This is a genomic window from Streptomyces sp. NPDC002520 (assembly GCF_053595235.1).
The window spans coordinates 1-24,392 of record NZ_JBSFXG010000037.1 but is presented as its reverse complement, the minus strand read 5'-3'; the positions used below and the strand labels follow the sequence as shown (position 1 = coordinate 24,392).

Annotated in this window: 22 protein-coding genes and 2 pseudogenes; 15 read left to right on the top strand and 9 right to left on the bottom strand. The window is 70.1% G+C overall.

Annotated features, from left to right (window positions below):
* Window position 1 precedes the first annotated feature (1 nt).
* From ACWD5D_RS35490 to ACWD5D_RS35455, 8 genes are read right to left on the bottom strand one after another with little or no spacing between them, the layout of a single operon-like run.
* Window positions 2-2,023, bottom strand: coding sequence for an NADH-quinone oxidoreductase subunit 5 family protein (locus ACWD5D_RS35490; RefSeq protein ID WP_451376933.1), 2,022 nt, complete (start codon window positions 2,021-2,023; stop codon window positions 2-4).
* A complete protein-coding gene (gene nuoK / locus ACWD5D_RS35485) occupies window positions 2,020-2,406 on the bottom strand; it encodes an NADH-quinone oxidoreductase subunit NuoK (protein ID WP_451376932.1) in 387 nt (128 codons plus the stop codon). The genes ACWD5D_RS35490 and nuoK overlap by 4 nt, the downstream gene beginning before the upstream one ends.
* On the bottom strand, window positions 2,406-3,044 hold the full coding sequence (locus ACWD5D_RS35480) for an NADH-quinone oxidoreductase subunit J family protein (RefSeq protein ID WP_451376976.1): 639 nt from the start codon (window positions 3,042-3,044) through the stop codon (window positions 2,406-2,408). Before ACWD5D_RS35480 ends, nuoK begins: the two co-directional genes overlap by 1 nt.
* Before the next feature lie 2 nt (window positions 3,045-3,046).
* Window positions 3,047-3,682 (bottom strand): NuoI/complex I 23 kDa subunit family protein, encoded by a 636-nt coding sequence (locus tag ACWD5D_RS35475; protein ID WP_451376931.1) that lies wholly within the window; start codon window positions 3,680-3,682, stop codon window positions 3,047-3,049.
* The gene (locus ACWD5D_RS35470) at window positions 3,682-4,650 is read right to left on the bottom strand and encodes a complex I subunit 1/NuoH family protein (RefSeq protein ID WP_451376930.1); all 969 of its coding nucleotides are present in this window, start codon (window positions 4,648-4,650) and stop codon (window positions 3,682-3,684) included. The genes ACWD5D_RS35475 and ACWD5D_RS35470 overlap by 1 nt, the downstream gene beginning before the upstream one ends.
* Complete coding sequence (locus ACWD5D_RS35465; RefSeq protein ID WP_451376929.1) at window positions 4,647-6,014, bottom strand: NADH-quinone oxidoreductase subunit C; 1,368 nt, start codon at window positions 6,012-6,014, stop codon at window positions 4,647-4,649. The genes ACWD5D_RS35470 and ACWD5D_RS35465 overlap by 4 nt, the downstream gene beginning before the upstream one ends.
* A complete protein-coding gene (locus ACWD5D_RS35460) occupies window positions 6,011-6,646 on the bottom strand; it encodes an NADH-quinone oxidoreductase subunit B (RefSeq protein ID WP_451376928.1) in 636 nt (211 codons plus the stop codon). The genes ACWD5D_RS35465 and ACWD5D_RS35460 overlap by 4 nt, the downstream gene beginning before the upstream one ends.
* Window positions 6,637-7,086, bottom strand: coding sequence for an NADH-quinone oxidoreductase subunit A (locus tag ACWD5D_RS35455; RefSeq protein ID WP_451376927.1), 450 nt, complete (start codon window positions 7,084-7,086; stop codon window positions 6,637-6,639). The genes ACWD5D_RS35460 and ACWD5D_RS35455 overlap by 10 nt, the downstream gene beginning before the upstream one ends.
* Before the next feature lie 194 nt (window positions 7,087-7,280).
* Between ACWD5D_RS35455 and ACWD5D_RS35450 the strand changes: the two genes are divergently transcribed.
* The 5 genes from ACWD5D_RS35450 to ACWD5D_RS35430 all read left to right on the top strand — a co-directional run bounded on the left by ACWD5D_RS35450 (window position 7,281) and on the right by ACWD5D_RS35430 (window position 14,244).
* On the top strand, window positions 7,281-8,597 hold the full coding sequence (locus ACWD5D_RS35450; protein ID WP_451376926.1) for a sensor histidine kinase: 1,317 nt from the start codon (window positions 7,281-7,283) through the stop codon (window positions 8,595-8,597).
* Window positions 8,598-8,787: 190 nt separating this feature from the next.
* Entirely contained in the window at window positions 8,788-10,140 is a 1,353-nt protein-coding gene (locus tag ACWD5D_RS35445) for a sensor histidine kinase (protein ID WP_451376925.1), read from the top strand.
* 232 nt (window positions 10,141-10,372) lie between these two features.
* The gene (locus tag ACWD5D_RS35440; RefSeq protein ID WP_451376975.1) at window positions 10,373-11,032 is read left to right on the top strand and encodes a LuxR C-terminal-related transcriptional regulator; all 660 of its coding nucleotides are present in this window, start codon (window positions 10,373-10,375) and stop codon (window positions 11,030-11,032) included.
* 229 nt (window positions 11,033-11,261) lie between these two features.
* Window positions 11,262-13,190: a 2-oxoacid:acceptor oxidoreductase subunit alpha gene (locus ACWD5D_RS35435; protein WP_451376924.1), complete on the top strand. Its 1,929-nt coding sequence runs from the start codon at window positions 11,262-11,264 to the stop codon at window positions 13,188-13,190.
* Window positions 13,183-14,244, top strand: a complete 1,062-nt coding sequence (locus ACWD5D_RS35430; RefSeq protein ID WP_451376923.1) for a 2-oxoacid:ferredoxin oxidoreductase subunit beta — start codon at window positions 13,183-13,185, stop codon at window positions 14,242-14,244. The genes ACWD5D_RS35435 and ACWD5D_RS35430 overlap by 8 nt, the downstream gene beginning before the upstream one ends.
* Window positions 14,245-14,292: 48 nt before the next feature.
* Here ACWD5D_RS35430 and ACWD5D_RS35425 read toward each other — a convergent pair whose 3' ends face one another.
* Window positions 14,293-14,709, bottom strand: coding sequence for a winged helix-turn-helix transcriptional regulator (locus ACWD5D_RS35425; protein WP_451376922.1), 417 nt, complete (start codon window positions 14,707-14,709; stop codon window positions 14,293-14,295).
* 90 nt (window positions 14,710-14,799) lie between these two features.
* Here ACWD5D_RS35425 and ACWD5D_RS35420 point away from each other — a divergent pair, with 90 nt between their 5' ends.
* The 10 genes and pseudogenes from ACWD5D_RS35420 to ACWD5D_RS35375 form a co-directional block, all read left to right on the top strand.
* The gene (locus ACWD5D_RS35420) at window positions 14,800-15,654 is read left to right on the top strand and encodes an NAD(P)H-binding protein (RefSeq protein WP_451376921.1); all 855 of its coding nucleotides are present in this window, start codon (window positions 14,800-14,802) and stop codon (window positions 15,652-15,654) included.
* 155 nt (window positions 15,655-15,809) lie between these two features.
* Window positions 15,810-16,760, top strand: a complete 951-nt coding sequence (rarD, locus tag ACWD5D_RS35415) for an EamA family transporter RarD (RefSeq protein ID WP_451376974.1) — start codon at window positions 15,810-15,812, stop codon at window positions 16,758-16,760.
* A gap of 128 nt (window positions 16,761-16,888) precedes the next feature.
* Window positions 16,889-17,845, top strand: a complete 957-nt coding sequence (locus ACWD5D_RS35410) for a hypothetical protein (RefSeq protein WP_451376920.1) — start codon at window positions 16,889-16,891, stop codon at window positions 17,843-17,845.
* Window positions 17,842-20,646 (top strand): helicase HerA domain-containing protein, encoded by a 2,805-nt coding sequence (locus ACWD5D_RS35405; protein WP_451376919.1) that lies wholly within the window; start codon window positions 17,842-17,844, stop codon window positions 20,644-20,646. Before ACWD5D_RS35410 ends, ACWD5D_RS35405 begins: the two co-directional genes overlap by 4 nt.
* A 392-nt stretch (window positions 20,647-21,038) precedes the next feature.
* Window positions 21,039-22,757, top strand: coding sequence for a C2 family cysteine protease (locus ACWD5D_RS35400; protein ID WP_451376918.1), 1,719 nt, complete (start codon window positions 21,039-21,041; stop codon window positions 22,755-22,757).
* Window positions 22,754-23,011 (top strand): DUF6406 domain-containing protein, encoded by a 258-nt coding sequence (locus ACWD5D_RS35395; RefSeq protein WP_451376917.1) that lies wholly within the window; start codon window positions 22,754-22,756, stop codon window positions 23,009-23,011. The genes ACWD5D_RS35400 and ACWD5D_RS35395 overlap by 4 nt, the downstream gene beginning before the upstream one ends.
* A gap of 96 nt (window positions 23,012-23,107) precedes the next feature.
* Window positions 23,108-23,218: pseudogene (locus tag ACWD5D_RS35390) on the top strand (DUF6406 domain-containing protein); the annotation flags it as partial.
* 231 nt (window positions 23,219-23,449) lie between these two features.
* Window positions 23,450-23,710 carry a DUF6406 domain-containing protein gene (locus tag ACWD5D_RS35385; RefSeq protein ID WP_451376916.1) on the top strand — a complete coding sequence of 87 codons (261 nt, stop codon included), beginning with the start codon at window positions 23,450-23,452 and terminating at the stop codon, window positions 23,708-23,710.
* 20 nt (window positions 23,711-23,730) lie between these two features.
* The gene (locus tag ACWD5D_RS35380; protein ID WP_451376915.1) at window positions 23,731-23,997 is read left to right on the top strand and encodes a hypothetical protein; all 267 of its coding nucleotides are present in this window, start codon (window positions 23,731-23,733) and stop codon (window positions 23,995-23,997) included.
* A 63-nt stretch (window positions 23,998-24,060) separates the two neighbouring features.
* Window positions 24,061-24,297: pseudogene (locus ACWD5D_RS35375) on the top strand (VOC family protein); the annotation flags it as partial.
* Window positions 24,298-24,392 lie beyond the last annotated feature (95 nt).

Sequence of the window (24,392 nt, the reverse complement as noted above, 5' to 3'; positions counted from 1 at the left end):
CTCACACTCCCGTGGCGACGAGGAGGACGGCGACCGTCAGGACGACGGTGCCGGCGAGCAGCGCGCTCACATAGGTCTGGACGTTGCCGGTCTGGGCACGTCGTACGGCGGACCCCAGCAGCCGGGGCAGGGCGGCCGCTGCGCGTACGTAGGTGTCGACGACCGCGCTGTCGAGGAACCGGACGAGACTCGCCGCGGCCAGGACCGGGCGGACGAACAGCGCGGAGTACACGGCGTCCAGGTGGAAGCCGGCGGTCGCGTGCCGGTACAGCGGGCCGAGCAGCAGCCGGCCGGGGTCGGGCGCGTGGGCGAGGTCGCGGTAGGCCGGCTCGTGGTCGGCGAGGGCATGCGCCTCGACCAGGCTCGCGTCGCCCTCCGGGTGCGCGGCGGCCTCGCCCTGGAGGTGCTCCCACTCGAAGGAGGGCGCGGGCCCGGTCGGGACACGGGCGGCGAGGGCGCGGGTGCGCTGCCAGGCGCCGTACAGGAGGAGCCCGCCGACCACGGCGAGGCCCGTGCCGAGGATGGAGGTGAGCAGCGTCGGCGTCAGGTCGCGGCCGTCGAACCAGCGGGGCAGCGAGCGGTAGGCCAGCCCGCCGAAGGCCAGGGACGGCACGGCGAGCACCCACAGCACCACGGTCATCTGCACCGGCTGCCGACCGTGGTCCGGGGCCTCACCGCCGCGGCCGTGGAACGCCAGCAGCCACAGCCGGGTGGCGTACGCGGCGGTGAGCAGGGCGGTGACCAGGCCGGCGACGAGGACGATCCAGCCGGCGGCGCCGGGTGCGTGGTCGGTGTGGCCGGTGGCGACGTGCTCGGCGGCGCCGAGGACGGACTCCTTGGAGAAGAAGCCGCTGAACGGCGGGATCGCGGCGAGCGCGAGGAGCGCCACGGTCATCGTCCAGTAGGCGTCCGGCACACGGTCGCGCAGCCGGCTCATGCGGGACATGGCGGCCAGTGAGTTGGTGCCGGCGGCGTGGATGATCACGCCGGCCGCGAGGAACAGCAGCGCCTTGAAGGCGCCGTGGGACAGGAGGTGGAAGACGGCGGCACCGCGGTCGCCGACGGCGAGGGCGCCGGTCATGTAGCCGAGCTGGCCGATCGTCGAGTAGGCGAGGACGCGCTTGATGTCGTCCTGGGCGAGCGCGGCGAGGCCGGAGCCGGCCATCGTGACGGCGGCCATGCCGGCGAGGACGACCATCGCGGCCTGGGAGGCCTCGAACACCGGAAGGAGCCGGGCGACGAAGTAGACACCGGCGGCGACCATCGTCGCCGCGTGGATCAGCGCCGAGACGGGCGTCGGGCCCGCCATCGCGTCGGGGAGCCAGGTGTGCAGCGGGAACTGCGCCGACTTGCCGGCCACGCCCGCGAGCAGCAGCAGGGCGATCAGGGTCGGGTGGTCGAGGCCGCCGCTCGCGACGGCTCCCAGGACGCGGGTGATGCGGAACGATCCGGCGTCGGTGCCCAGGGCGAACAGGCCGATGAGGAACGGCACGTCACCGAGCTTGGTGACCAGGAAGGCCTTGAGGGAGGCGGCGCGTGCCTCCGGGGTCTCCCAGTAGTGGCCGACGAGGAAGTAGGAGCAGATGCCCATGACTTCCCAGCCGACCAGCAGCACGATCAGGTCGCCGGAGTAGACGACGAGGAGCATCGCGGAGGTGAACAGAGAGACGAGGGCCGCGTAGGAGGGGTAGCGCGGGTCGTCGCGGAGGTAGCCCGTGGAGTAGATCTGCACGCAGGTCGCGACGAAGGCGACCAGGACGGCGACGAGCGCGGCGAAACCGTCGATGTGCAGGGCCAGCTCGATCGGCACCGAGCCGGTGGGTGTCAGCAGGGTGTGGGCGTCGACGGCCCGGTCGCCGCCCTGGTGTACGGCGACGAGCGCGGCCAGCACCAGCGCGGCGGCGGCGGGCAGCACGGCGAGCGGGCGGACGAGTCCGGGGGCGGTGCGGCCCAGGAGCAGGCCGGCCACGGCGCCCAGGAAGGGCAGGAGCGGGACGAGGACGGCGAGGTTGGTCGTGGTCACGCGGTGGCCTCAGCCTTCTCGGCCGCGAGGGCGTCGGTGCCGGGGCCGTCGGTGTCGTCGCCGTGGCCCTCGGCGGTGTCGCGGAGCTTGTCGATGTCGGAGGTGCCGCGGTTGCGGTACACGGCGAGGACGATCGCGAGGCCGATGCCGATCTCGGCGGCGGCGATGGCGATCGTGAACAGGGTCAGCGCCTGGCCGGAGTGCAGGGTCTCCCGGGCGGCACGGCTGAGCCAGACGTCGAAGGCGACCAGGTTGAGGTTGACGGCGTTGAGCATCAGCTCGACCGACATCAGGACCAGGATCGCGTTGCGGCGGGCGAGGACGCCGTACAGGCCGGTGCAGAAGAGGAGGGCGGAGAGGACGGCGGGGTAGGCGAGGTGCATCAGCGGGCGCCTTCCTTCTCGCCGGGAGCGGCCGCGGGTGCGGTCGCGGGGGTGTCCGCCGGTGCGGTCGCGGGGGCCGGTGTGCCGGAGGGCTCCGCGTCCGCCTTCGCCTTGCGGGACAGGACGATCGCGCCGACCAGGGCCGCGAGGAGCAGGACGGAGAGGGCCTCGAAGGGCAGCACCCAGTTCTGGAAGAGGCTCGCGCCGGTGACCTTCGTCGTGCCGGCGGCGGGACCGCTCAGGTCGATCCAGGTGGTGCGGAACGCGTCGACGACCACCCAGACCAGGGCGCCGGCGGCGGCGAGCGCGACGACGAGGGCGGCCGGGCGGTTGCCGGAGTCGGCGTCCGGGGAGCGGCCGATCGGCGCCCTGGTGAGCATCAGACCGAACAGGAGGAGGACGACGACGGAGCCGACGTAGATGAGGACCTGCACCCAGGCGATGAACTCGGCGGTGAGCAGGAGGTACTCGACGGCCAGGCCGCCGAGGGTGACCACCAGCCACAGGGCGGCGTGCACCAGCTGCCGGGTGGTGACGGTGACGAGCGCGGCGCCGAAGGTGACCAGGCCGACGAGCAGGAAGGCGATCTCGACGCCGGTCGGGGACAGGAAGCCGTGCTGTGCTGCGGCGAGGCTCAGGCTCACGACTCCCCCTCCTGTTCCGGTGCGTTCTGTTCCGGTGCGTTCTGTTCCTGCGCTGCCTGCGCTTCCTGTTCCCGTGCCTCGGCCTGCGCGGCGGCCTGCTTCTCGGCGGACTTGCGGGCGGCGGCGATCTCCTTGGGCTCCTCCGAGCCGGGGTCCAGGGCGGGCGGGGCCGGGACGGTCCACATCCACTCGCGCAGCGTGTCGCGCTCGTGGGTGAGGTCGCGGATGTCGGTCTCGGCGTACTCGAACTCCGGGGACCAGAACAGCGCGTCGAACGGACAGACCTCGATGCAGATACCGCAGTACATGCACAGGGAGAAGTCGATGGCGAACCGGTCGAGGACGTTGCGGCTGCGCTCGCGGCCGCCGGGCGTGGCGGCCGGGACGGTCTCCTTGTGGGAGTCGATGTAGATGCACCAGTCCGGGCACTCGCGTGCGCAGAGCATGCAGACCGTGCAGTTCTCCTCGAACAGGCCGATGACGCCCCGGGTGCGGGGCGGCAGGTCGGGCTGGACGTCCGGGTACTGCTCGGTGCCGTGCTTCCTCGTCATCGTGCGGAGGGTGACGGCCAGGCCCTTGGCGAGGCCACTGCCGGGGATGCGGGGCCGGGTGGGCGGGAGCGACGCAGCCATCAGGAGATCACCACCTTGACGATGCCGGTGAGGGCGATCTGGGCGAGGGAGAGAGGGACGAGGAGGGTCCAGGAGAGCTTCTGGAGCTGGTCCTCGCGCAGGCGGGGGTAGGTGACGCGGAGCCAGATGACGACGAAGGCGAGGATCGCGGTCTTCAGCAGGGTCCACAGCCAGCCGAGGCCGTCCGCGCCCCAGGGGCCGTGCCAGCCGCCCAGGAAGAGAACGGTGGTCAGACCGCACAGGACGACGATGCCGGCGTACTCGGCGAGCAGGAACAGCGCGAACCGCAGGCCGGTGTACTCGGTGTACGCGCCGAAGATGATCTCCGAGTCGGCGACCGGCATGTCGAAGGGCGGGCGCTGCAGCTCGGCGAGGCCGGCCACGAAGAACACGATCGCGCCGACGATCTGCCACGGCACCCACCACCAGTGGAAGGCGTGCAGGATGCCCGGCAGGGAGACCGTGCCGGCCGCCATGGCGACGGAGGCCGCGGCGAGCAGCATCGGGAGTTCGTAGGCGAGCAGCTGGGCGGCCGTGCGCAGGCCGCCGAGCAGGGAGAACTTGTTCGCGCTGGCCCAGCCGGCCATCAGCGAGCCGAGCACGCCGACACCCATCACGGCGAGGACGAAGAAGATGCCCGCGTCCAGGACCTGCCCGACCGCTCCCTCGCTCGGCCCGATCGGGATCGCGAGCAGCACGAGCAGATACGGCAGCAGGGCCACGGCGGGGGCGAGCTGGAAGACGCGGCGGTCGGCACCCGCCGGGACCACGTCCTCCTTCTGCGCGAACTTCACGCCGTCGGCGACGAGCTGGGCCCAGCCGTGGAACCCGCCCGCGTACATCGGGCCGAGACGGCCCTGCATGTGGGCCATCACCTTGTGCTCGGTCTGTCCGACGATCAGCGGGAAGGTGAGGAACACGACGAACACGAGCAGGAGTCGCAGGGCGACGTCCGACACGCCGTTCACTGCTGGCCTCCAGTGGGGTCGTCGGGGGTGGGGGTGTCAGAGGGTGCGTTCTCAGAGGTGGAGGTGTCGGAAGGTGCGGCTTCGGGGGGCGAGCTCTCGGAGTTCGAGTTCTCGGGGGGCGAGCTCTCGGAGTTCGAGTTCTCGGGGGTCGAATTCTCGGGGGTCGCGCTCCCGGATGGTGCCTTCTCGGTGGCCGGTTCCCCGGACGGCGACTCGGCTGGACGTGGAGCTTCCGGTTCCGCCCGGCTGCTCTCCGGCTCCCGTTCCGGCTGCTCGTCGAACGCCGGGCGCGCGTGGTGCCACGGGGCGTCCGAGCTGCGCGCTGCCGTCGGCTCGGGCGTGGCCGTCGGCTCGGGCGTGGCCGTCGGCTCGGGCGTGGCCGCGGAGGTTGTACCCGCCGGGGTCGTGCCCGCCGGCGTCGTGTCTGCCGGGGTCGTGCCCGCCGGGGTCGTCTCCGCCTGGCTGACCGAACCCTGGCTCGCGCTCCGCATCCGGCGCGGTCGGGCAGCGGCGCCGGAAGCACCCGGGGCGGTCGGGGCACTCGTGCCCTCCGGGGCCGCCTTGGCTTCCGTCGCTCCCGTGGCCTGCGCCGCGTCCGCGCCGGCAGCGGCACCCGCGGCCACCTGGCTCGCCGAGCCCTCCGCCGCGGTACGCGCCCGACGTACCGGACGCTCCCCCGCCACTCCCGCCGCTCCCGCCGCGCCTGCCGTTCCCGCCGCGCGGGCCGGACGTTCGCCGGCGGCGCGGCCCGCGCCCCTGGCAGGGCGGGCCGGGGCGGGGGGCAGCTGACCCTTGAGGGGGCCCCATTCGTTCGGGTCGGGGACACCCGGCGGCAGCATCTGACGGCGCTTCGGACCACCGTGGTCGGCGCCCGCCGCAGGCTCCCCTGGCTCCTTGGCCCCGGGCCATGCCTTGGCCACGCGCGAGGCGAGGACGAAGTCCTTGCGCAGCGGGTGACCCTCGAAGGTCTCCGGGAGGAGGAGGTGGTCGAGGCCCGGGTGGCCCTCGAAGCCGACGCCGAACATCTCGTGGGTCTCGCGCTCGTGCCAGGCCGCGCCGGCGTAGACGCCGACGGCCGACGGCAGCACAGGCGCCTCGTGCGGGACCGTCGTGCGCAGCAGCAGACGGCGGACCGGGTGCAGGGCGGCGACGTGGGCGCAGACGCGGAAGCCCGTGCCCGGCTCGTCGACCGCGCTCAGCCAGTCGAAGTAGGTGCAGGACAGGGTCGTACGGGCCGTCTCCAAGGCCGTGAGCCAGGAGGACGGCGGGACGTCCACGGTCAGGACGTCGTACGACTCCTCTGCCGTGGCGTCCGGGCCGAAGAGTTCCTCGGCGGGGGCGGGCAGCCAGCCGACCGTGGTCATCGCGCGTCCCCCTCCGGAGCCGGGGGCTTCACCAGGCCGCTCTGCAGGGCGGCGGCCGACGGCCGGGCCCCTCCGTGGCCGTAGCGCTCGCCCAGGGACTCGTGGGCGATCTTCTCCTGAAGCTTGAGGATGCCCTGGAGCAGCGCCTCGGGGCGCGGCGGGCAGCCGGGGACGTACACGTCGACGGGGATGATCTGGTCCACGCCCTTGGTGACGGAGTACGAGTCCCAGTACGGGCCGCCGCAGTTGGAGCAGGCGCCGAAGGAGATGACGTACTTGGGCTCGGGCATCTGCTCGTACAGGCGCTTCACGGCGGGGGCCATCTTGTCCGTGACCGTGCCGGAGACGATCATCAGGTCGGCCTGACGGGGGCCCGGCGCGAACGGGATCACGCCGAGGCGGATGAAGTCGTGCCGGGCCATCGACGCGGCGATGAACTCGATCGCGCAGCAGGCGAGGCCGAAGTTGAAGACCCAGAGCGAGTAGCGACGGCCCCAGTTCAGGACCACCTTCATCGGTTCCGGGGCGAGCCGGGCGAGCGTGCCGAGCCGCTTCGGCTCGGGAAGCGGCACGGGCTCCGCAGCCACAGGTGCCGCGCTCACGGGCTCCGAGACAGACGGGTTCACGTCCATGTCAGGACGCCCTTCTTGTAGGCGTACAGCAGGCCCACGGCGAGGAAGCCCAGGAAGATGAACATCTCCACCAGGGTCGTCGCGCCGTAGCCGGGGGCGGCGAAGACCGTCGCCCAGGGGAAGAGGAAGACCGAGTCGACCGCGAAGATCACGTACAGGAAGGCGTAGACGTAGTAGCGGACCTGGGTGTGGGCCCAGCCCTCGCCGACCGGGTCGACGCCGCACTCGTAGGTCAGGAGTTTCTCGGGGGTGGGCACGACGGGCCGCAGCAGGCGCCCCGCGCCGAAGGCGACCGCGACGAAGAGCACGCCGATGAAGGCGAGCAGCCCCACGACCGAGTAGGACCCGAAGTAGCCGGCCGCGACGTCCGCCGCGGCGACCGTCGAGTGCCCCAACGTCTCCCGCACCGTCCGTCCCTCGCTCCCTGACCTCGTCACCATGATGAATCACGTGACGTGACGTGACGCGATTCGAGGATCTGTACGCACGGGAGTCTAGGCCCTGTTAAAGAGGCGGTAAGCAGGCCGTCACGGGGTGAGACGCGCGGGCCGGGGGGAGGGTGGGGTTTTCCCCAGGTACGGAAGGCGGCGGACCGCATGGCGCGACGGGTGCCGGGCACGGCAGGCTGACCGGTATGACCGCTCCCACCTCCGGCGACGGCCGGACCGACGCCACCGGCGACCGTACTGGCGGCATCGACCGCCGGACCGACGACATGGACCGCCGGATCGACGCCGTCGACAGCCGTGCCGTCGACAGCCATGCCGTTGACAGCCATGCCGTCGACGGCCAGGCCGACGGCACCGACCGGCTGCCTCCGGCCCGGTTCGCCTACGACGCGTACACCTGGAAGGAGATCGCGCATCTCCTGCTGAACCTGCCGTTGGCGGTGTTCGGCTTCACGTACGTGTTCGCCGTCGTGCTCGTCAGCGGCGTCCTCACCCTCACGGTGATCGGACTGCCGCTGCTCGCCCTCTGTCTGCTGGGCGCCCGACAACTGGGCAAGCTGGAGCGGATCCGGGCGCGGGCGCTGCTCGGGGTGCGCGTGGACGAGCCGACCCGGCTGCCGCTCGCCAAGGGCGGCGGGCCGGTGCAGCGGCTGTGGCTGGCGCTGAAGGACCCGGTGGCCTGGCGGACGCTGCTGTACGACGTCATCCGGCTGCCCTGGGGCATCCTCACCTTCTGTCTGGTGCTGACCTCGCTGTTCGTGCTGTGGCCGGTGCTGCCGTTCATCGCGCGGGGCCTGTCGAACGTGGACCGGGCGATGGTGCGGGGTCTGCTGTCCCCGTCGGACGAACTGGAGCGCCGTATCGCCGAACTGGAGTCCGATCGCGGTGTCGTCGTGGACACGGCGGCCGCCGACCTGCGCCGGATCGAGCGCGACCTGCACGACGGGGCGCAGGCCCGGCTGGTCAACCTGGCGATGGGGCTGGGCCTGGCCAAGGAGAAGCTGCTGGAGGGGCAGGCCGACGAGCACGTGGCGGCAATGGTGGAGGAGGCGCACGGCGAGGTGAAGCTGGCGCTGCAGGAGCTGCGCGACCTCGCCCGCGGCATCCACCCGGCCGTCCTCACCGACCGCGGTCTCGACGCCGCCCTGTCCTCGGTCGCCTCTCGCTGCACCGTCCCGGTGAAGGTGACCGCGAACCTGCCGTCCCGGCCGGCCGCCGCGATCGAGGGCATCGCCTACTTCACCGTCTCCGAGCTGCTCCAGAACATCAGCAAGCACAGCGGCGCCCGGTCCGCCTCGGTCGACGTCTGGCGCTCGGAGAACCGGCTGCTCATCCAGGTCGGCGACGACGGCCGCGGCGGCGCCCGGCTGGAGGGCGGCAGCGGGATGCGGGGGCTCGCCGAGCGCCTCGGCGCGGTCGACGGCCTCTTCGTGGTCGACTCCCCGGCCGGCGGCCCGACGGTCGTCACGGCGGAACTGCCGTGGCGGGACCGCACGGAGTAGCCCCGCCGCCGCACCGACGGGATCGGGGGTGGGGTGTCGTGATCGGAGGTGGGGCGTCGGGATCGGGGTGGAGGTGGGGAAAACCCCCCTTCCAAGACGCCGACGACCTCCATGGTTCACGGACCCGCGGCGCACGACTCTGGAGACACGGCGCTACCGCCGCCAGGACGAGGGGAACGGGACGACACCGATGGCCATGGAGTCCACGCAGTACGGGCACGGACACGGGTACGGATACGAGCCGGAGCACGGGCGCGAACGACGCCACCGGATGCCCGCCGCGCTGCGGGCTCCGCTGGCGGCACGCAGCCGGCGCGAGTTCGGATATGTCCTGCTGAGCCTGCCGATCTCGATCGTGCTGTTCACCTGGACGGTGACGATGGTGTCGCTCGGCGCGGGCATGCTGGTCACCTTCGTCGGCATCCCCGTGCTCGCGGTGGCGCTGGCCGGCTGCCGGGGCTTCGGCGCGCTGGAGCGGACCCGGGCGCGCGGCCTGCTGCGCCTGGAGGTGGCCGACCCGGAACCGCTGCGGACGGCCGGGCCCGGGATGTTCGCGTGGATGGGCGCGGTGCTGAAGAGCGGCTCGTCCTGGCGGCATCTGCTGTACGCGCTGCTGCAGTTTCCCTGGGCGGTGTTCTCGTTCTCCGTGGCCGTGACCTTCTGGACGACCGGCTGGACGCTGCTGACGTACCCGCTGTGGTTCTGGGTGTTCCCGATGTACGCCGGCCAGGGCGGCATCCAGCTGTACGGCGACGAGCACCACAGCGTCTACCTGGACAATCCCTTCGAAATCACCGTGACCGCGCTGGTCGGACTGCTCTTCACGCTGGCCACGCCGTGGATCGTCCGGGCGCTGACGACCGTGGACGGGCTGCTGGTGCGCGGACTGCTCGGGCCGTCGGTGCTGTCGGCGCGAGTGGTGGAGCTGGAGTCGGACCGCGGGGTCGTGGTGGACACGGCGGCCGCCGACCTGCGCCGGATCGAGCGCGACCTGCACGACGGGGCGCAGGCCCGGCTGGTCAGCCTGGCGATGGACCTGGGCCTGGCCAAGGAGAAGCTGCGCGAGGACCCGCGGGTGGCCGCGCGGATGGTGGAGGAGGCGCACGGCGAGGTGAAGACCGCGTTGCAGGAGCTGCGCGATCTCGCCCGCGGCATCCACCCGGCCGTCCTCACCGACCGCGGCCTGGACGCGGCGCTCTCCTCGGTCGCCTCCCGTTGCACGGTCCCGGTGAAGGTGGAGGTCGACCTGCCCTCCCGGCCGGCCCCGGCGATCGAGGGCATCGCCTACTTCATCGTCTCCGAGCTTCTCCAGAACATCAGCAAGCACAGCCGGGCCCGGTCCGCCTCGGTGGACGTGTGGCGCTCGGAGGACCGGCTCATGCTCCAGGTCACGGACGACGGCGTGGGCGGCGCGGACGCCTCCCTCGGCTCGGGCCTCGCGGGTCTGTCCGGTCGACTGGACGCGGTGGACGGCGTCCTGCTGGTGGACTCCCCCACGGGCGGCCCCACCCGCGTCCTCGCGGAACTGCCCTGGCGCGGCTGAACGCACCCCGTACGGCCGCGCCCGCGTTCGCGCCCCGCCGCCACGCCCACGCCGTCACGCCCACGCCGCCACACCCGTGGCCCCCTTCCGCGTGTGCCGGATCCCCGGCCCCCGAACCCGTTCCCACGTCACGGCGGCGCCCCGACGGGAATGCTGGAATGCTGGACTTCCGTACGGGCGGACACCGTCGGAAGATCGGGCAACGGGGGGCCGGAACATCGTGGAGGACAGGGTGCGGGTGGTCATCGCCGAGGACTCGGTGCTGCTCAGAGAGGGGCTGACCCGGCTGCTGACCGACCGTGGGCACGACGTCGTGGCCGGCGTCGGGGACGCGGAAGCGCTGGTCAAGACCATCGCCGACCTGAACGTCCAGGGCGAGCTGCCCGACGTGGTGGTGGCGGACGTACGGATGCCGCCGACGCACACCGACGAGGGCGTGCGGGCCGCCGTACGACTGCGCAAGGCGCACCCGGGACTCGGGGTGCTGGTGCTGTCACAGTACGTGGAGGAGCGCTACGCCACCGAACTGCTGGCCGGTTCCAGCCGGGGTGTGGGATATCTGCTCAAGGACCGGGTCGCCGAGGTGCGGGAGTTCGTCGACGCGGTGGTGCGGGTGGCCCGGGGCGGTACGGCGCTGGACCCGGAGGTGGTCGCCCAGCTGCTCGGCCGCAGCCGCAAGCAGGACGTGCTGGCGGGGCTCACCCCGCGGGAGCGCGAGGTGCTGGGGCTGATGGCGGAGGGACGGACGAACTCGGCCGTCGCGCGGCAGCTGGTGGTCAGCGACGGAGCCGTGGAGAAGCACGTCAGCAACATCTTCCTGAAGCTCGGCCTGTCCCAGAGCGACGGGGACCATCGGCGTGTTCTGGCCGTCCTGACCTACCTGAACTCGTAACGGTCTGACACTGTGTCAGTACGGAACCACGGAAACGCGCGGGGAGCGGCTTCCAGCAATGCTCCGGGGGCGAGGAGAACATGAGAAGTCAGCGCGAAAGGTTGTCTCACAAACCCGTCCATCATGCGGATGGCCCCGGGAAGGCGACCCTAAGCGACGTAGGGTTGATGTTGGGATGGTCCGTGGGACGACCGTGCCCGAACAGCCGCCTCGAAGGAGGTCCAGTTCAGTGACCAGTCAGGTCAGCAGCCCAGCGGAGCACACCGACGGAACCGTCGTGGGAGAGCAGCGCAAACCGGGCGGAGCGAAGGACGTGCGGCGCCTGGACCGGGTGATCATCCGGTTCGCGGGGGACTCGGGCGACGGCATGCAGCTCACCGGTGACCGGTTCACCTCGGAGACCGCGTCCTTCGGCAACGACCTTTCCACGCTGCCGAACTTCCCGGCCGAGATCCGCGCGCCCGCCGGCACCCTGCCGGGTGTCTCCTCGTTCCAGCTCCACTTCGCCGACCACGACATCCTCACCCCGGGCGACGCGCCGAACGTGCTGGTCGCGATGAACCCGGCCGCCCTGAAAGCCAACATCGGCGACCTGCCGCGCGGCGCCGAGATCATCGTCAACACGGACGAGTTCACCAAGCGCGCCCTGCAGAAGGTGGGATACGAGAAGTCCCCGCTGGAGGACGGCTCGCTGGACGGCTACAGCCTCCACCCGGTGCCGCTGACCACCCTCACCGTCGAGGCGCTGAAGGAGTTCTCGCTCTCCCGCAAGGAGGCCGAGCGCAGCAAGAACATGTTCGCGCTGGGCCTGCTGAGCTGGATGTACCACCGGCCGACCGAGGGTACCGAGAAGTTCCTTACAGCCAAGTTCGGCAAGAAGCCGGACATCGCCGCGGCCAACATCGCCGCGTTCCGGGCGGGCTGGAACTTCGGCGAGACGACCGAGGACTTCGCGGTCTCCTACGAGGTCGCGCCGGCCACGAAGGCGTTCCCGCCGGGCATCTACCGCAACATCTCCGGGAACCTGGCCCTGGCCTACGGCCTGATCACCGCCTCCAAGCAGGCCGATCTGCCGCTGTTCCTGGGCTCGTACCCGATCACCCCGGCCTCGGACATCCTGCACGAGCTGAGCAAGCACAAGAACTTCGGTGTGCGGACCTTCCAGGCGGAGGACGAGATCGCGGGCATCGGAGCGGCGCTGGGCGCGGCGTTCGGCGGCTCCCTCGCGGTGACGACCACGTCCGGTCCGGGTGTGTCGCTCAAGAGCGAGACGATCGGCCTGGCGGTCTCCGTGGAGCTGCCGCTGCTGGTGATCGACATCCAGCGCGGCGGCCCGTCGACCGGTCTGCCGACCAAGACCGAGCAGGCGGACCTGCTGCAGGCGATGTTCGGCCGCAACGGCGAGGCGCCGGTCCCGATCATCGCCCCGAGGACGCCGGCCGACTGCTTCGACGCCGCTCTGGAGGCGGCCCGGATCGCGCTGACGTACCGCACGCCGGTGTTCCTGCTCTCCGACGGCTACCTGGCCAACGGCTCCGAGCCGTGGCGGATCCCGGACCTGGACGAGCTGCCCGACCTGCGGGTGCGGTTCGCCCAGGGTCCCAACCACACGCTGGAGGACGGCACCGAGGTCTTCTGGCCGTACAAGCGGGACCCGCAGACCCGGGCCCGGCCGTGGGCGATCCCGGGCACGCCCGGTCTGGAGCACCGCATCGGCGGCATCGAGAAGCAGGACGGCACGGGCAACATCTCCTACGACCCGGCCAACCACGACTTCATGGTCCGCACCCGCCAGGCCAAGATCGACGGCATCACCGTCCCCGACCTCGAGGTCGACGACCCGGACGGGGCACGCACCCTGGTCCTCGGCTGGGGCTCGACCTACGGCCCGATCACGGCGGCGGTACGGCGGCTGCGCAAGGCCGGCGAGTCCATCGCCCAGGCCCATCTGCGCCACCTCAACCCCTTCCCCGCCAACCTCGGCGAGATCCTCAAGAGCTACGACAAGGTGATCGTCCCCGAGATGAACCTCGGGCAGCTCGCCACCCTGGTCCGGGCGAAGTACCTGGTCGACGCCCGCTCCTACAACCAGGTCAACGGCATGCCGTTCAAGGCGGAACAGCTCGCCGCCGCGCTCAAGGAGGCCATCGATGACTGACGCCACCAACGGGCTGCTGCAGCTGGTCCCCAAGGCCGAGGCCAAGCAGTCGATGAAGGACTTCAAGACCGACCAGGAGGTGCGCTGGTGCCCGGGCTGCGGTGACTACGCGATCCTTGCCGCCGTCCAGGGGTTCATGCCGGAGCTGGGCCTGGCGAAGGAGAACATCGTCTTCGTCTCCGGCATCGGCTGCTCCTCCCGCTTCCCGTACTACATGAACACCTACGGGATGCACTCCATCCACGGCCGCGCGCCCGCCATCGCGACCGGCCTGGCGTCCTCCCGGCGGGACCTGAGCGTGTGGGTGGTCACCGGTGACGGCGACGCGCTGTCCATCGGCGGCAACCACCTCATCCACGCCCTGCGCCGCAACGTCAACCTCAAGATCCTGCTGTTCAACAACCGGATCTACGGCCTGACGAAGGGGCAGTACTCCCCGACCTCCGAGGTCGGCAAGATCACCAAGTCGACGCCGATGGGCTCGCTGGACGCGCCGTTCAACCCGGTGTCGCTGGCGCTCGGCGCGGAGGCCTCCTTCGTCGCGCGCACCATCGACTCCGACCGCAAGCACCTGACCGAGGTGCTGCGCGCGGCCGCCGACCACCCGGGCACGGCACTGATCGAGATCTACCAGAACTGCAACATCTTCAACGACGGCGCCTTCGACGCCCTCAAGGACAGGCAGCGGTCCGAGGAGGCGCTGATCCGTCTCGAGCACGGGCAGCAGATCCGTTTCGGCGCCGACCGGGCCCAGGGTGTCGTGCGCGACCGGCAGACCGGTGATCTGAAGGTGGTGACCGTGACGCCGGAGAACGAGGCGGACGTCCTCGTCCACGACGCGCACGCGGACTCGCCCACCACCGCGTTCGCGCTGTCGCGGCTGGCGGACCCCGACACCCTGCACCGGACGCCGATCGGCGTCTTCCGCTCGGCCGAGCGGCCCGTCTACGACACGGCGATGGCCGACCAGCTCGACACCGCCGTGGAACAGCACGGCAAGGGCGACCTCGCCACGCTGCTGGCCGGCGGGGACACCTGGACGGTCATCGGCTGAGAGCGGAGAGCCGAGAGCGAAAAGCCGAGAGCCGAGACCGTCCGACGATCACGAGGCCCGGGACTGGATTTCCCGGGCCTCGTCGTATGCCCGGCGGGCCTGCTCCACGTCGTCCATGCGCTCGTGCGTCCACCGGGCCAGCGCCCGCACCTGTTCCGCCGCCTCACGGCCGAGGTCGGTCAGGGAGTAGTCGACGCGGGGCGGGATGACCGGCTTGGCGTCCCGGTGGACCAGACCGTCACGCTCCAGGGTCTGCAGGGTCTGGGCGAGCATCTTCTCGCTGATCCGGCCCAGGGTGCCGATCGCCCGCCGCAGCTCGCTGAACCGCCGCGAACCGTCGAGCAGCTCGATCAGCACGAGCACGCCCCAGCGGCTGGTGAGGTGCTCGAGGACGAGCCGGTAGGGACACAACGCCTCGGCCTCGGCTCCGGTGCGGGTGCGGGTGCGCGCGCTGCTTACTTCCATGCCAGTACCTTACTTCAAAGTGGGTACTTTCCTACGGTTAGTACAGCTTCTAGGGTGAGTGCCCTAGCCACCCACAAGGAGTTCAGAACCATGAGCATCGTCGTCACCGGAGCCACCGGACACCTCGGCCGCCACGTCGTGGAGCAGCTGCTGGGGAAGGTTCCGGCGGAGCGGATCACCGCCGTCGTGCGCGACCGGGCGAAGGCCGCCGACCTCGCCGCCCGCGGCGTCACGATCGCCGTCGCCGACTACAACGCGCCCGAGACCTTCGACGGCCTCTTCTCGGCAGGCGACAAGGTCCTGCTGATCTCCGGCAACGAGTTCGACAAGGGCCGGGTGCACCAGCACCAGGTCGTCATCGACGCCGCCGGGGCGGCCGGGGTGGCGCTGCTGGCGTACACCAGCGCCCCGGGCAGCCTGACGGCCGCGCTCGCCGACGACCACCGGGGCACCGAGAAGGCGCTGCTCGCCTCCGGTCTGCCGTACAGCCTGCTGCGCAACGGCTGGTACCACGAGAACTACACCGAGAACCTGGCCCCCGTGCTGGAGCACGACGCGGTCGTCACCGCCGCCGGCGAGGGCCGGGTCTCCTCCGCCTCCCGCGCCGACTACGCCGCCGCCGCGGTCGCCGTGCTGACCGGCGAGGGCCACGAGAACACGACGTACGAGCTGGGCGGCGACGAGGCGTGGAGCTTCGCCGAGTACGCGGCCGAGCTGAGCCGGCAGACCGGCAGGGAGATCGCCTACAACGCGGTCACCGGCGAGGTCATGCAGACCATCCTGACCGGCGCCGGGGTGCCCGAGCCGTTCGCCGCGATCCTCGTCGGCGTGGACGCCTCGATCGAGAAGGGCGAGCTGGTGGTCTCCACCGGCGACCTCTCCCGGCTGACCGGCCGCTCGACCACCCCGCTGTCCGAGGCCGTGGCCGCAGCGCTCAAGGACTGAACGCACGGGCTGAACCCGGTGGTCGAACCGCCCGCTCGGCACTCCTTTCCGGACTGTCATGACCGTATAGCGGTACGGACATGACAGACCGGGGTGCTCGGCGCTACCTTCTTTCTCGCGTGCCTGGTAGCGAGAAGGAGGGGCCCGTGGCCGGGATGTCCAAGGGAGAACACCGGATAGGCCTGCTGAACGGCTTCGCCGCTTACGGCATGTGGGGGCTCGTCCCCCTGTTCTGGCCCCTGCTGAAGCCCGCGGGTGCGGCCGAGATCCTGGCCCACCGGATGGTCTGGTCGCTCGCCTTCGTCGCCCTCGCCCTGCTCTTCGTGCGGCGCTGGGCCTGGGCCGGCGAGCTGCTGCGGCAGCCGAAGCGTCTCGGGCTCGTCGTGCTCGCCGCCGGTGTCATCACCGTGAACTGGGGCGTCTACATCTGGGCCGTGAACGCCGGTCACGTGGTCGAGGCGTCCCTCGGGTACTTCATCAACCCGCTGGTGACCATCGCGATGGGCGTGCTGATCCTGAAGGAACGGCTGCGACCCCTCCAGTGGGTCGCCGTGGGCGTAGGCGTCACCGCCGTCGTCGTCCTGACCGTCGGCTTCGGCCGTCCGCCGTGGATCTCCCTGTGCCTCGCCCTCTCCTTCGCCACGTACGGCCTGGTGAAGAAGAAGGTCGCCCTCGGCGGCATCGAGTCCCTGGCCGCCGAGACCGCGATCCAGTTCCTGCCCGCCCTCGGCTACCTGCTCTGGCTCGGGGCGCACGGCGGATCCACCTTCACGAGCGAGGGTTCGGGGCACGCGGTCCTGCTCGCCTCGACCGGCATCGTCACCGCCCTGCCCCTGGTCTGCTTCGGCGCGGCGGCGATCCGGGTCCCGCTGTCCACCCTGGGCCTGCTCCAGTACCTGGCCCCGGTCTTCCAGTTCGCCCTCGGCATCCTCTACTTCCACGAGGCCATGCCGCCCGAGCGCTGGGCGGGCTTCGCCCTGGTCTGGCTGGCCCTGATCCTGCTGACCTGGAGCGCCATGCAGTCCGCGAGAAGGGCACGCGGCACGAGGGGCCCGCTGCCGGCACCTCGCGCTCAGGCGACGGATTCGGCCACAGTGGACGCCTGAACCCCGCAAAACCACGCGACCCCGCCGCGCTGTCCGACCCGTCCACTAGGGTGACCCACTGCCGTACAGGCAGAGGGACAAGAGAACAACGCGCCGGGGGAATCGGGGGAATGGGGACCATGGCTGCCATGCACACCGGAGGGGGCGCCACCGACTGGGCGGCGGCCGGAGCGGTGGGTCCGAACGCGTCGTATCGCAACCAGACGCTGCAGTACCGCGACGTCGAGCTGGCCTTCGACGAGTCGGTCGCTTTCAGCACCATCAAACGGCTGTGGTTCGCGGCCGCGGCCTTCTCGACGCTGGTCTTCCTCGTCGTCGGTGTGCTGCCTGCGCTCTTCGCGGGCAGCTTCGACGCCCTCAGCCCCGGCCTGGTGATCTCGTTCGTCGTCTTCTGGCTGACGCTCCTGCTGACCCGGCTCAACGAACCGATCTCCGAGTGGAAGACGCTCCTGGAGGAGAAGGCCGCGGCCTCCTCCTCCGCCTACGCGGCGATCTACGGCGCCCTGGCCCGCCGTCACATCCCGCTCTCCGCCGTACCCGCCCGCGTCCGCAGCGACATCACGCCCGAGGTCGTGCACAACCGGCTGGTGATCACGAGCGGCCGCTACGTGGCGTACGTGACCGTCTTCGCGTACGGCACCAGCCTGTACGTCGGCTGGACCATGTGGCGCAGCCGACCCGGCTTCGTCGTCATCGGGCACTTCCTGAAGGACATCCTCGGCTCGTTCGTGAACCGCGCCGGCAACCTCAACCAGATGCTGCGAACCGACCGGCCGCGCGCCATGCGGGAGGCCGTGCACTCGGCCGCGCGTGAGGGCGTGGAGATCGCGGTCCAGGGCATCGAGGTGCCGCTGGCCTCGACGTTCGGCCAGGAGATCCCGATCCAGGACGTCTCGTCCGCGGCAGGGCCGGTGCCGCCCGCCCCGCCGTCACCGCCCACTCCCGTCTACACGCCGGGGCCGATACCCGGCGGCCCCGTTCCGTCCCCCGGCCCGATGCACGGCATGCCCCCGGTGAACCCGACCGGTCCGTCCGTGACACCGCCACCCCAGTCCCCCTACACGACCGGCTGGAACGGAAGTTGATCGCCGACGGGGCACCGCCGACAGCCGGCGTGCTGACCGTCTCCGACGGTACGACCGTGTGGGCCTGGACAGCCGTGCGGATCGACGCCGCCGCCGACCTGACCGAGACCAAGGAGTACGCGGACCTCGAGGAGAGGGAACGCCGGGTCAAAGCGGTCGCGGCCGAGGCGGCATGGTTGGCCGGCCAGTGGGACACCGCGCGCGGCGCACGGCTCGAACTGCGCTATCTGACCGACCCGGCCGAGCGGCGCATCTCGTGTGCGGTGCTCGGCCGCGTCCAGGCGCCCACCCTGACCGGGGCGGAAGCGGCAGCGCTGGCCCTGCACGCGCGGCTGGCCGCGTTGCCCCGCCATGTGAGCGCCGGCCCGGTCGAGGACCCGGCCGAGGTGGCGCGCCTGCTCACGCCGTTCACGCCCGAACCGGTCACCGGTCTGGCCGAGATCCGCAAGCGGTACCGCACGGGCCTGCCCAACCGCCCCGACGCGGGGGTGCGGTACTACCTGTCACCGCAGCCTTTCACAGCGTCCGCCCCGCCCTGGGACGCGCTGTGGCGGGCGCTGGCCGAGCACCCGTACCCGGTCATGCTCACGATTGGTCTGGAGCCGTTCGCCGTACCCCACGACCTGGGGCCGCTGCTGGACCGGATCGCCACGCAGTACGGACGGCTCGGCACCCAGGGGCAGCTGCCGGACGGCCTGTGGTCACCAGGAACGCAGCTCGCCCCGGACGCCTTCGCGGTCGACGCCTCACGAATCTATGCGGACGCCGCCCGCCGCTACACCGACCGCGCCTTCCGGGCCCGGATCGCTCTGGCCTCGCCCGCCCCGCTGCCCGAGAGCCTGGCCGAGCTGGTCGGCGCGACCGTCTCCCCGCAGGAACAGGCACGCGAGGCAGGCGTGCTCACCGAGACGTTCACCGGCCCGGCGCACTGCGTGATCTGGCCGACGCCGGCCGAACTGCCCGCGGCATGGCAGGCGCTGACCACGCTGGAGCAGTCCCGCTGGGGCGGCGACCACGGCTGGCGGCTGCCCGAGCCGCTCGCCCCGCCGCTGCGCCTCCTCGCCGACCTGGTCGACGCCCGGGAAGCGAGCGCCGCATTCCGGCTGCCGCTGGCCGTGAGCGGTCACATGACCGGTTTTCCGGTACGGCGCCCGGGCCTGGCCGGCGAGACGGTGTATCGGGCGGAAGGTCCGTCGATCACCCTGGGCCGCCAGCTCGTCGAAGACTCCCCTGCCGGACCGCTCGGCATCGCCCTGGGCGACCTGTCCCGGCACGCGCTGTTCGTGGGCACGACGGGCTCGGGCAAGACGAACACGACCCTGGCCTTCTGCGAACAGCTCTGGCGTGACCACCGGGTGCCCTTCCTGGTCCTGGAACCGGTCAACTCCGACCTCGACGACTACCGCTGGCTCGCCACCCGGCCCGGCTTCGAGGACCTCCTGGTCCTCACCGTGGGCGACGAGAGCACCGCCCCTCTCCGGCTGAACCCCTTCGAGGTGCCGACCGGGGTCCGGATCAGCACGCACATGGCCGGGCTGATGGCCTGCTTCGACGCGGCGTTCGGCCTCTGGGACCCGCTGCCGAACATCTACAACCGGGCGCTGCGCGCCACGTACGCGCGCAAGGGCATCGTGCCGACGGACCTCGCGAATCCGACGCACGAGTGGCCCACCCTCCAGGAGTTCATCGCCGAGATGCGCAGACAGTGCGAGGCGCTCGACTACTCGGGCGAGGTGCGGGACAACATCATCGCCGCATCCCTGCTGCGGGGCGAGGCACTCGCCGAGGGTGCCTGCGGCAGCACGCTGGACGTGGCCCGGTCGTATCCCGTGGCCGAGTTGCTGAACCGGCCGGTGGTGGTGGAACTGGCGGCGGTCGGCGACAACGAGAAGGAGCAGTCCCTCGTCACCGCGCTGATCCTGCAGTCGATGACCGAGTACTACAAGGCGCACCGCTCGGGCGGTTCGCTGGCCCACGTGACCGTGATCGAGGAGGCGCACCGCCTGCTCGGCCGCCCGCACGCGCAGTCCGGTGACGCCAAGGAGGGCAACGCCCAGGCACGCGCCGCCCAGGCGTTCGCCAACACCCTTGCGGAGAACCGCAAGTACGGCGAGGGCATCGTGATCGTCGAACAGGTGCCGGGCAAGTTGGTGGAGGACGCGTACAAGAACACCAATCTGAAGGTGATGCACCGCCTGCCGGCCACGGCCGACCGCGAACTCATCGGTGGCACCATGCGCTTCTCCCCCGACCAGGAACGCTACGCGGCCACGCTCGAACCCTTCCAAGCCTTCGCCCACCACGACCGCCTGGACCGCCCGGCCCTGATCGCCGTACCGGACGTACGCGCTGCGGCGGCCCGCGAGGCGGGAGTTCCGCGAGCCCCCCTGGCGACCTCCGCCGAACTGGCCACCCGATTCCGTCGTTTCGCCGAATCCGACACGTCCGTGTCGGACGCGCTGGCCCCTTTCCCCGAGTGCGAAGGCTGCCGCCACCGCTGCGCCTTCCGCTCCCGGGCGGGCGCGGCGGTCTGGCCCGAGGACGGCAAGGAGTTGCGGGAACGGGTGAAGACCTACCCGAAGACCAAACCGGAGCAGGCGAGTTGGTGGCAGTCGACGGCGACCTGGATCACCGACCTCGCCGACCGCGCCCCACTGCCCGACGAAGACCCCTCCCCCGCCACCGTCTCGGACTACCGGGCGTGCGTCTTCATCCACGTGGCCCGCTCGGCCTGGCAACGCAAGACGCTCCCCTGGGTGCGCCTCTACCGCACCCACCTGTCCTCAAGGGGTAACGCGTGAGCGACCGCCCGGTCGAGCGGCCGACGCAATCGGAGTCTCCGACCGCAGTGGAGCCGGTGGAAGCACCGGATCCGGAATCCATACGGGCCCCTGCCGAGCCGGCGGAGCCGACAGAACCGGCCGACGCAGGGGAAGTACCTGCGTCGGTGGAGGCTCCCGAGCCTGCTGAAGCGCCGACGCCTGCGATGGGTGAAGAGACTGAGGCGCCTACTGGGGCCCCTTGGACCGGCGAAGCCACCGTCGCTCCGGAGCACCCCGGCTTCTCCGAGGCACCGACTCCGCCGGAGGCACCGAACAGCCCTGAGGCATCAGAGCCGGAAGAGTCGTCCGACCCACTGGAAACACCGGAACCCTCCTCGGCATCGGAACCTCTGGAGGCACCGGAACCAGCGATGGCATCCGCCGAGACCCCTGTCATATCCGACGACGTGGCCGCGCCGCCCCCTCCGGAGGCGACGACGGAGGGGCTCGTTTCCGGTGACTCCGACGCGCAGGCCGACGAGGCGCCTGATCCAGAGGCGCCCAAGCCTGCCCCCACAGCCGATGGGGCCCTCGCCGAACATGACTCACCGGACGCAACTGTCGTCTCGGACAACCCACCACCGGCGAACGCGACCGACGCCCCGGTGACGTACGCCGCTACGGCCGCTCCTGCCGCGCCGGAGGCCGTAGAGGCCTCATCCTCCGTCGAGGTCGTTGATGCCGGGGAGACACCTGCTCCTCAGGGAGGAGGATCTCAACCTGCGGAGCCTCCAACCGAACGAGCGGAATCCTCCGCGCCGCCCAAACCCACGAAAGAGTCTCTGAAGGCACCCGAGCCTGGCGAAGCATCCCCAGAGCATCGTGAGGCATCGACGCCATCCGTAATCCAAGAGGCTCAAGAGCCTGCCGAGATACCAACAGGAGCTGCGGGCGGAAAGGCAGCGGAGACTGTTGAGTCACCGAGAACTGATGAAGCCGGCGACGTCCCGGAGGACTCCGGCCTCTCAGAGGCGGTCGGGGTTGTGCCACCCGAGAGAGACCTCGGTGGACAGGACACACCAGACGCCCCAGCAACGACTGACGATGTGGACGCCGGGGAGGCCCCTGATCCTTCCCAAGCCCCGAAACCGTCGTCAGCCGCAGAACGCGTCATGCGGAGCGAAGATGCAGAAGGCGGCTTCGTCAACTGGATGCACGAGGCACTCTCCGGCTGGAAGGAGCCGACCGATGTGCCCGAGCCCACGAAGGTCACCGTGGACAGGCCGGACTTCAACAACGTGGAGATGCCTGAGGAGGACTTGATTCTCCTCAGGTACGGGACACCGCTCGACGGTGCCGATGGAAAACGTCTTCCCTTGTTCGACGGACCGCCTTCCAGGGAGCAGACGCAACAGGGGCTGCTCGGCGACTGTGGGGTCATCGCCACGATGGGAGCCGTCGCCGGTCATCGGCCAGAGCTAATTTCCCAGTGCATCCGCGAGAACAGCGACGGAACGTACGAGGTGACTCTCCACCGGGCGACGTATTCCAGCGGCGCGGATTCCTGGCGCCGCTTCCGGCCGACGGGATCCGTCATCAAGCTCACTGTCACACCCGACCTCCCAGTGTTGAATTCCCGTCCAGATCGACCCGCGTACGCCAAATCGGGCGACAGCGAAGCAGCATGGCCGTCGGTTTTAGAGAAGGCGATTGCCGGAGTCGATCAGTCGTGGGATCAAGGGCGAGCAAAGAAGGTTATGGGATACGCGAGGCTGGATCGAGGAAGCAATCCCAATTTCAGGGCCGAGTTGCTCACTCAGCTCACCGGCGAACCCGCATACACTGAGGACTTCCCCAGTCAGTACAACATGCAGGGCCGCAGTCCAGATCGACAACTCGTGGACACGTTCCGAGAAAAGCTCGCCGAAGGCCGACCGATACTCGTAGGAACCATCGCCCTGACGGAAAACGATAAGCCACTCCCCAAGAGGCTTATTGAAAGACACGCCTACGAGGTGACCGAAGTGGACAGTCAGGGATTTATCCACCTACGCAACCCGTACAATAAAGATCAACCAAAACCTTTGACTGTCACCGAATTTCGGAACCATATCAAGAACCGCTACACGACGACGGAGTCACAAAAATGATCAGCAGAGTTCCCCTGCGGCGCGGGGTACCATTTGAAACCGAGAACGCTTGGTTCGCCGTGCGTCACGTATACGCACCGGAGGGCCTCCCGCCCACTGTCTACCTGATTGTCGACGCAGCCGGGGAGCGAGAATTCGAGCTGGGAATTGGCGACACATTCTCCGTTCATGACGAAACCTGGATCGTCGAGCGCGTCGATGGACTCGGAACCGGCGGGAACTGGAGAGTCATCCTTACCAAGGTTGAGCAATAGCAGCGTCGAAGCCTGATCGCACCCCCCAGCAGCGCGGCGTCCCAATTGACGCCGATTGCGACCTCACGGCATTAGCCATCACCGTTCCACTCCCTCACACCCGGCGACGTCTTTCCAGTACAGGACCAAGAGTGGAAGCTGGACCGGATCGTGGATCTCGATTCTCCGACCGGGGACTGGACCGTGGTACTCACCCACGTGAATTGACCTCGGCACCCAAATTCCTCAAATAAAAACAGGGACGATGAATGGCACACCGACTCCCCAACATCTGTGACGCTTTCACCAGGGCAGAGCAGTACCAGAACCCGGAGGCGAGCACTTCACGCTCGCTTTAGAAGAACGTCGCAACGCCAAACAGTCGGATCAGCCGAACGAGACCAGCGGCGGTCGACCCAACCCAATTACCCCCTCACATCTCCTCACAGGAAGTGGATAATGGCGAAAAACGTAGTCACCCTTCGCCCCAATGTGCCCGGACGGACAGAAAACGCCAACCTCGCTGTACAACACGTCTATGCCCCAAACGACGGCCCGGTCACGGTCTACCTGGTCGTCGCATCCGCCACGGAGCAGACACTCGAGCTCGGCATCGGCGACACGTTTCCCATCGGGGAGGACACCTGGACCCTTGACCGGGTCGACGGGCTCGGTACCGGCGGTAACTGGCGTGTAATCCTGAACAAGACCGAGCCATAAATACGATCCAGAATGAAAGAGTGAAACAGCGCCAGAATCCCGAGGCGAGGACTTCACTGGACCAGTGGATCCCCTACTGCGAAGCCTTCCCCGAAAATATTCCGGACGACATCTACCGAGGCGGTTTCGACCATCGGCTTCCCTGCCCCGGAGACCGGGGTATTCACTTTGAACTCCGGGATGGAAAAGAGCGGGTGCTCGGGCTGTACGAGAGGCTGGTTCCAGAAGAACGTCGCAACACCAGGCCGCCGGAGTCACCGGACGAAGCCAACGGGGCCGAGCGGTAGGTGCCCTGGCCCGGGAGGGCATATCCGAGCCGCCGGACGCGTGGCCCGCTGTACATTGGCGGCATGTCGACGCAGACGCCCGCCAAGGCACCCGCTCCGCTGCACTGGAAGCTCGTCATCGACGCCGCCGACCCGCACGCGCAGGCCGACTTCTGGGCCGGCGCGCTGCACTACACGGCCGAGGACAACAGTGCGCTCGTCGAGCGGTTGCTGTCCGTCGGAGCGCTGCCCGCCGAGGCCACCGTCGAACACCAGGGCCGTCCCGCCTTCCGTGACCTGATAGCCGTACGGCATCCCGAGCCCTCTCTGTCAAAGTAGGTCGAGTCAGGCATACTGGATGATTCGTTGAGTCGAGGGCGGAGAAGGAGTAGTGCCCAGGTGGCCAGCACGAATGA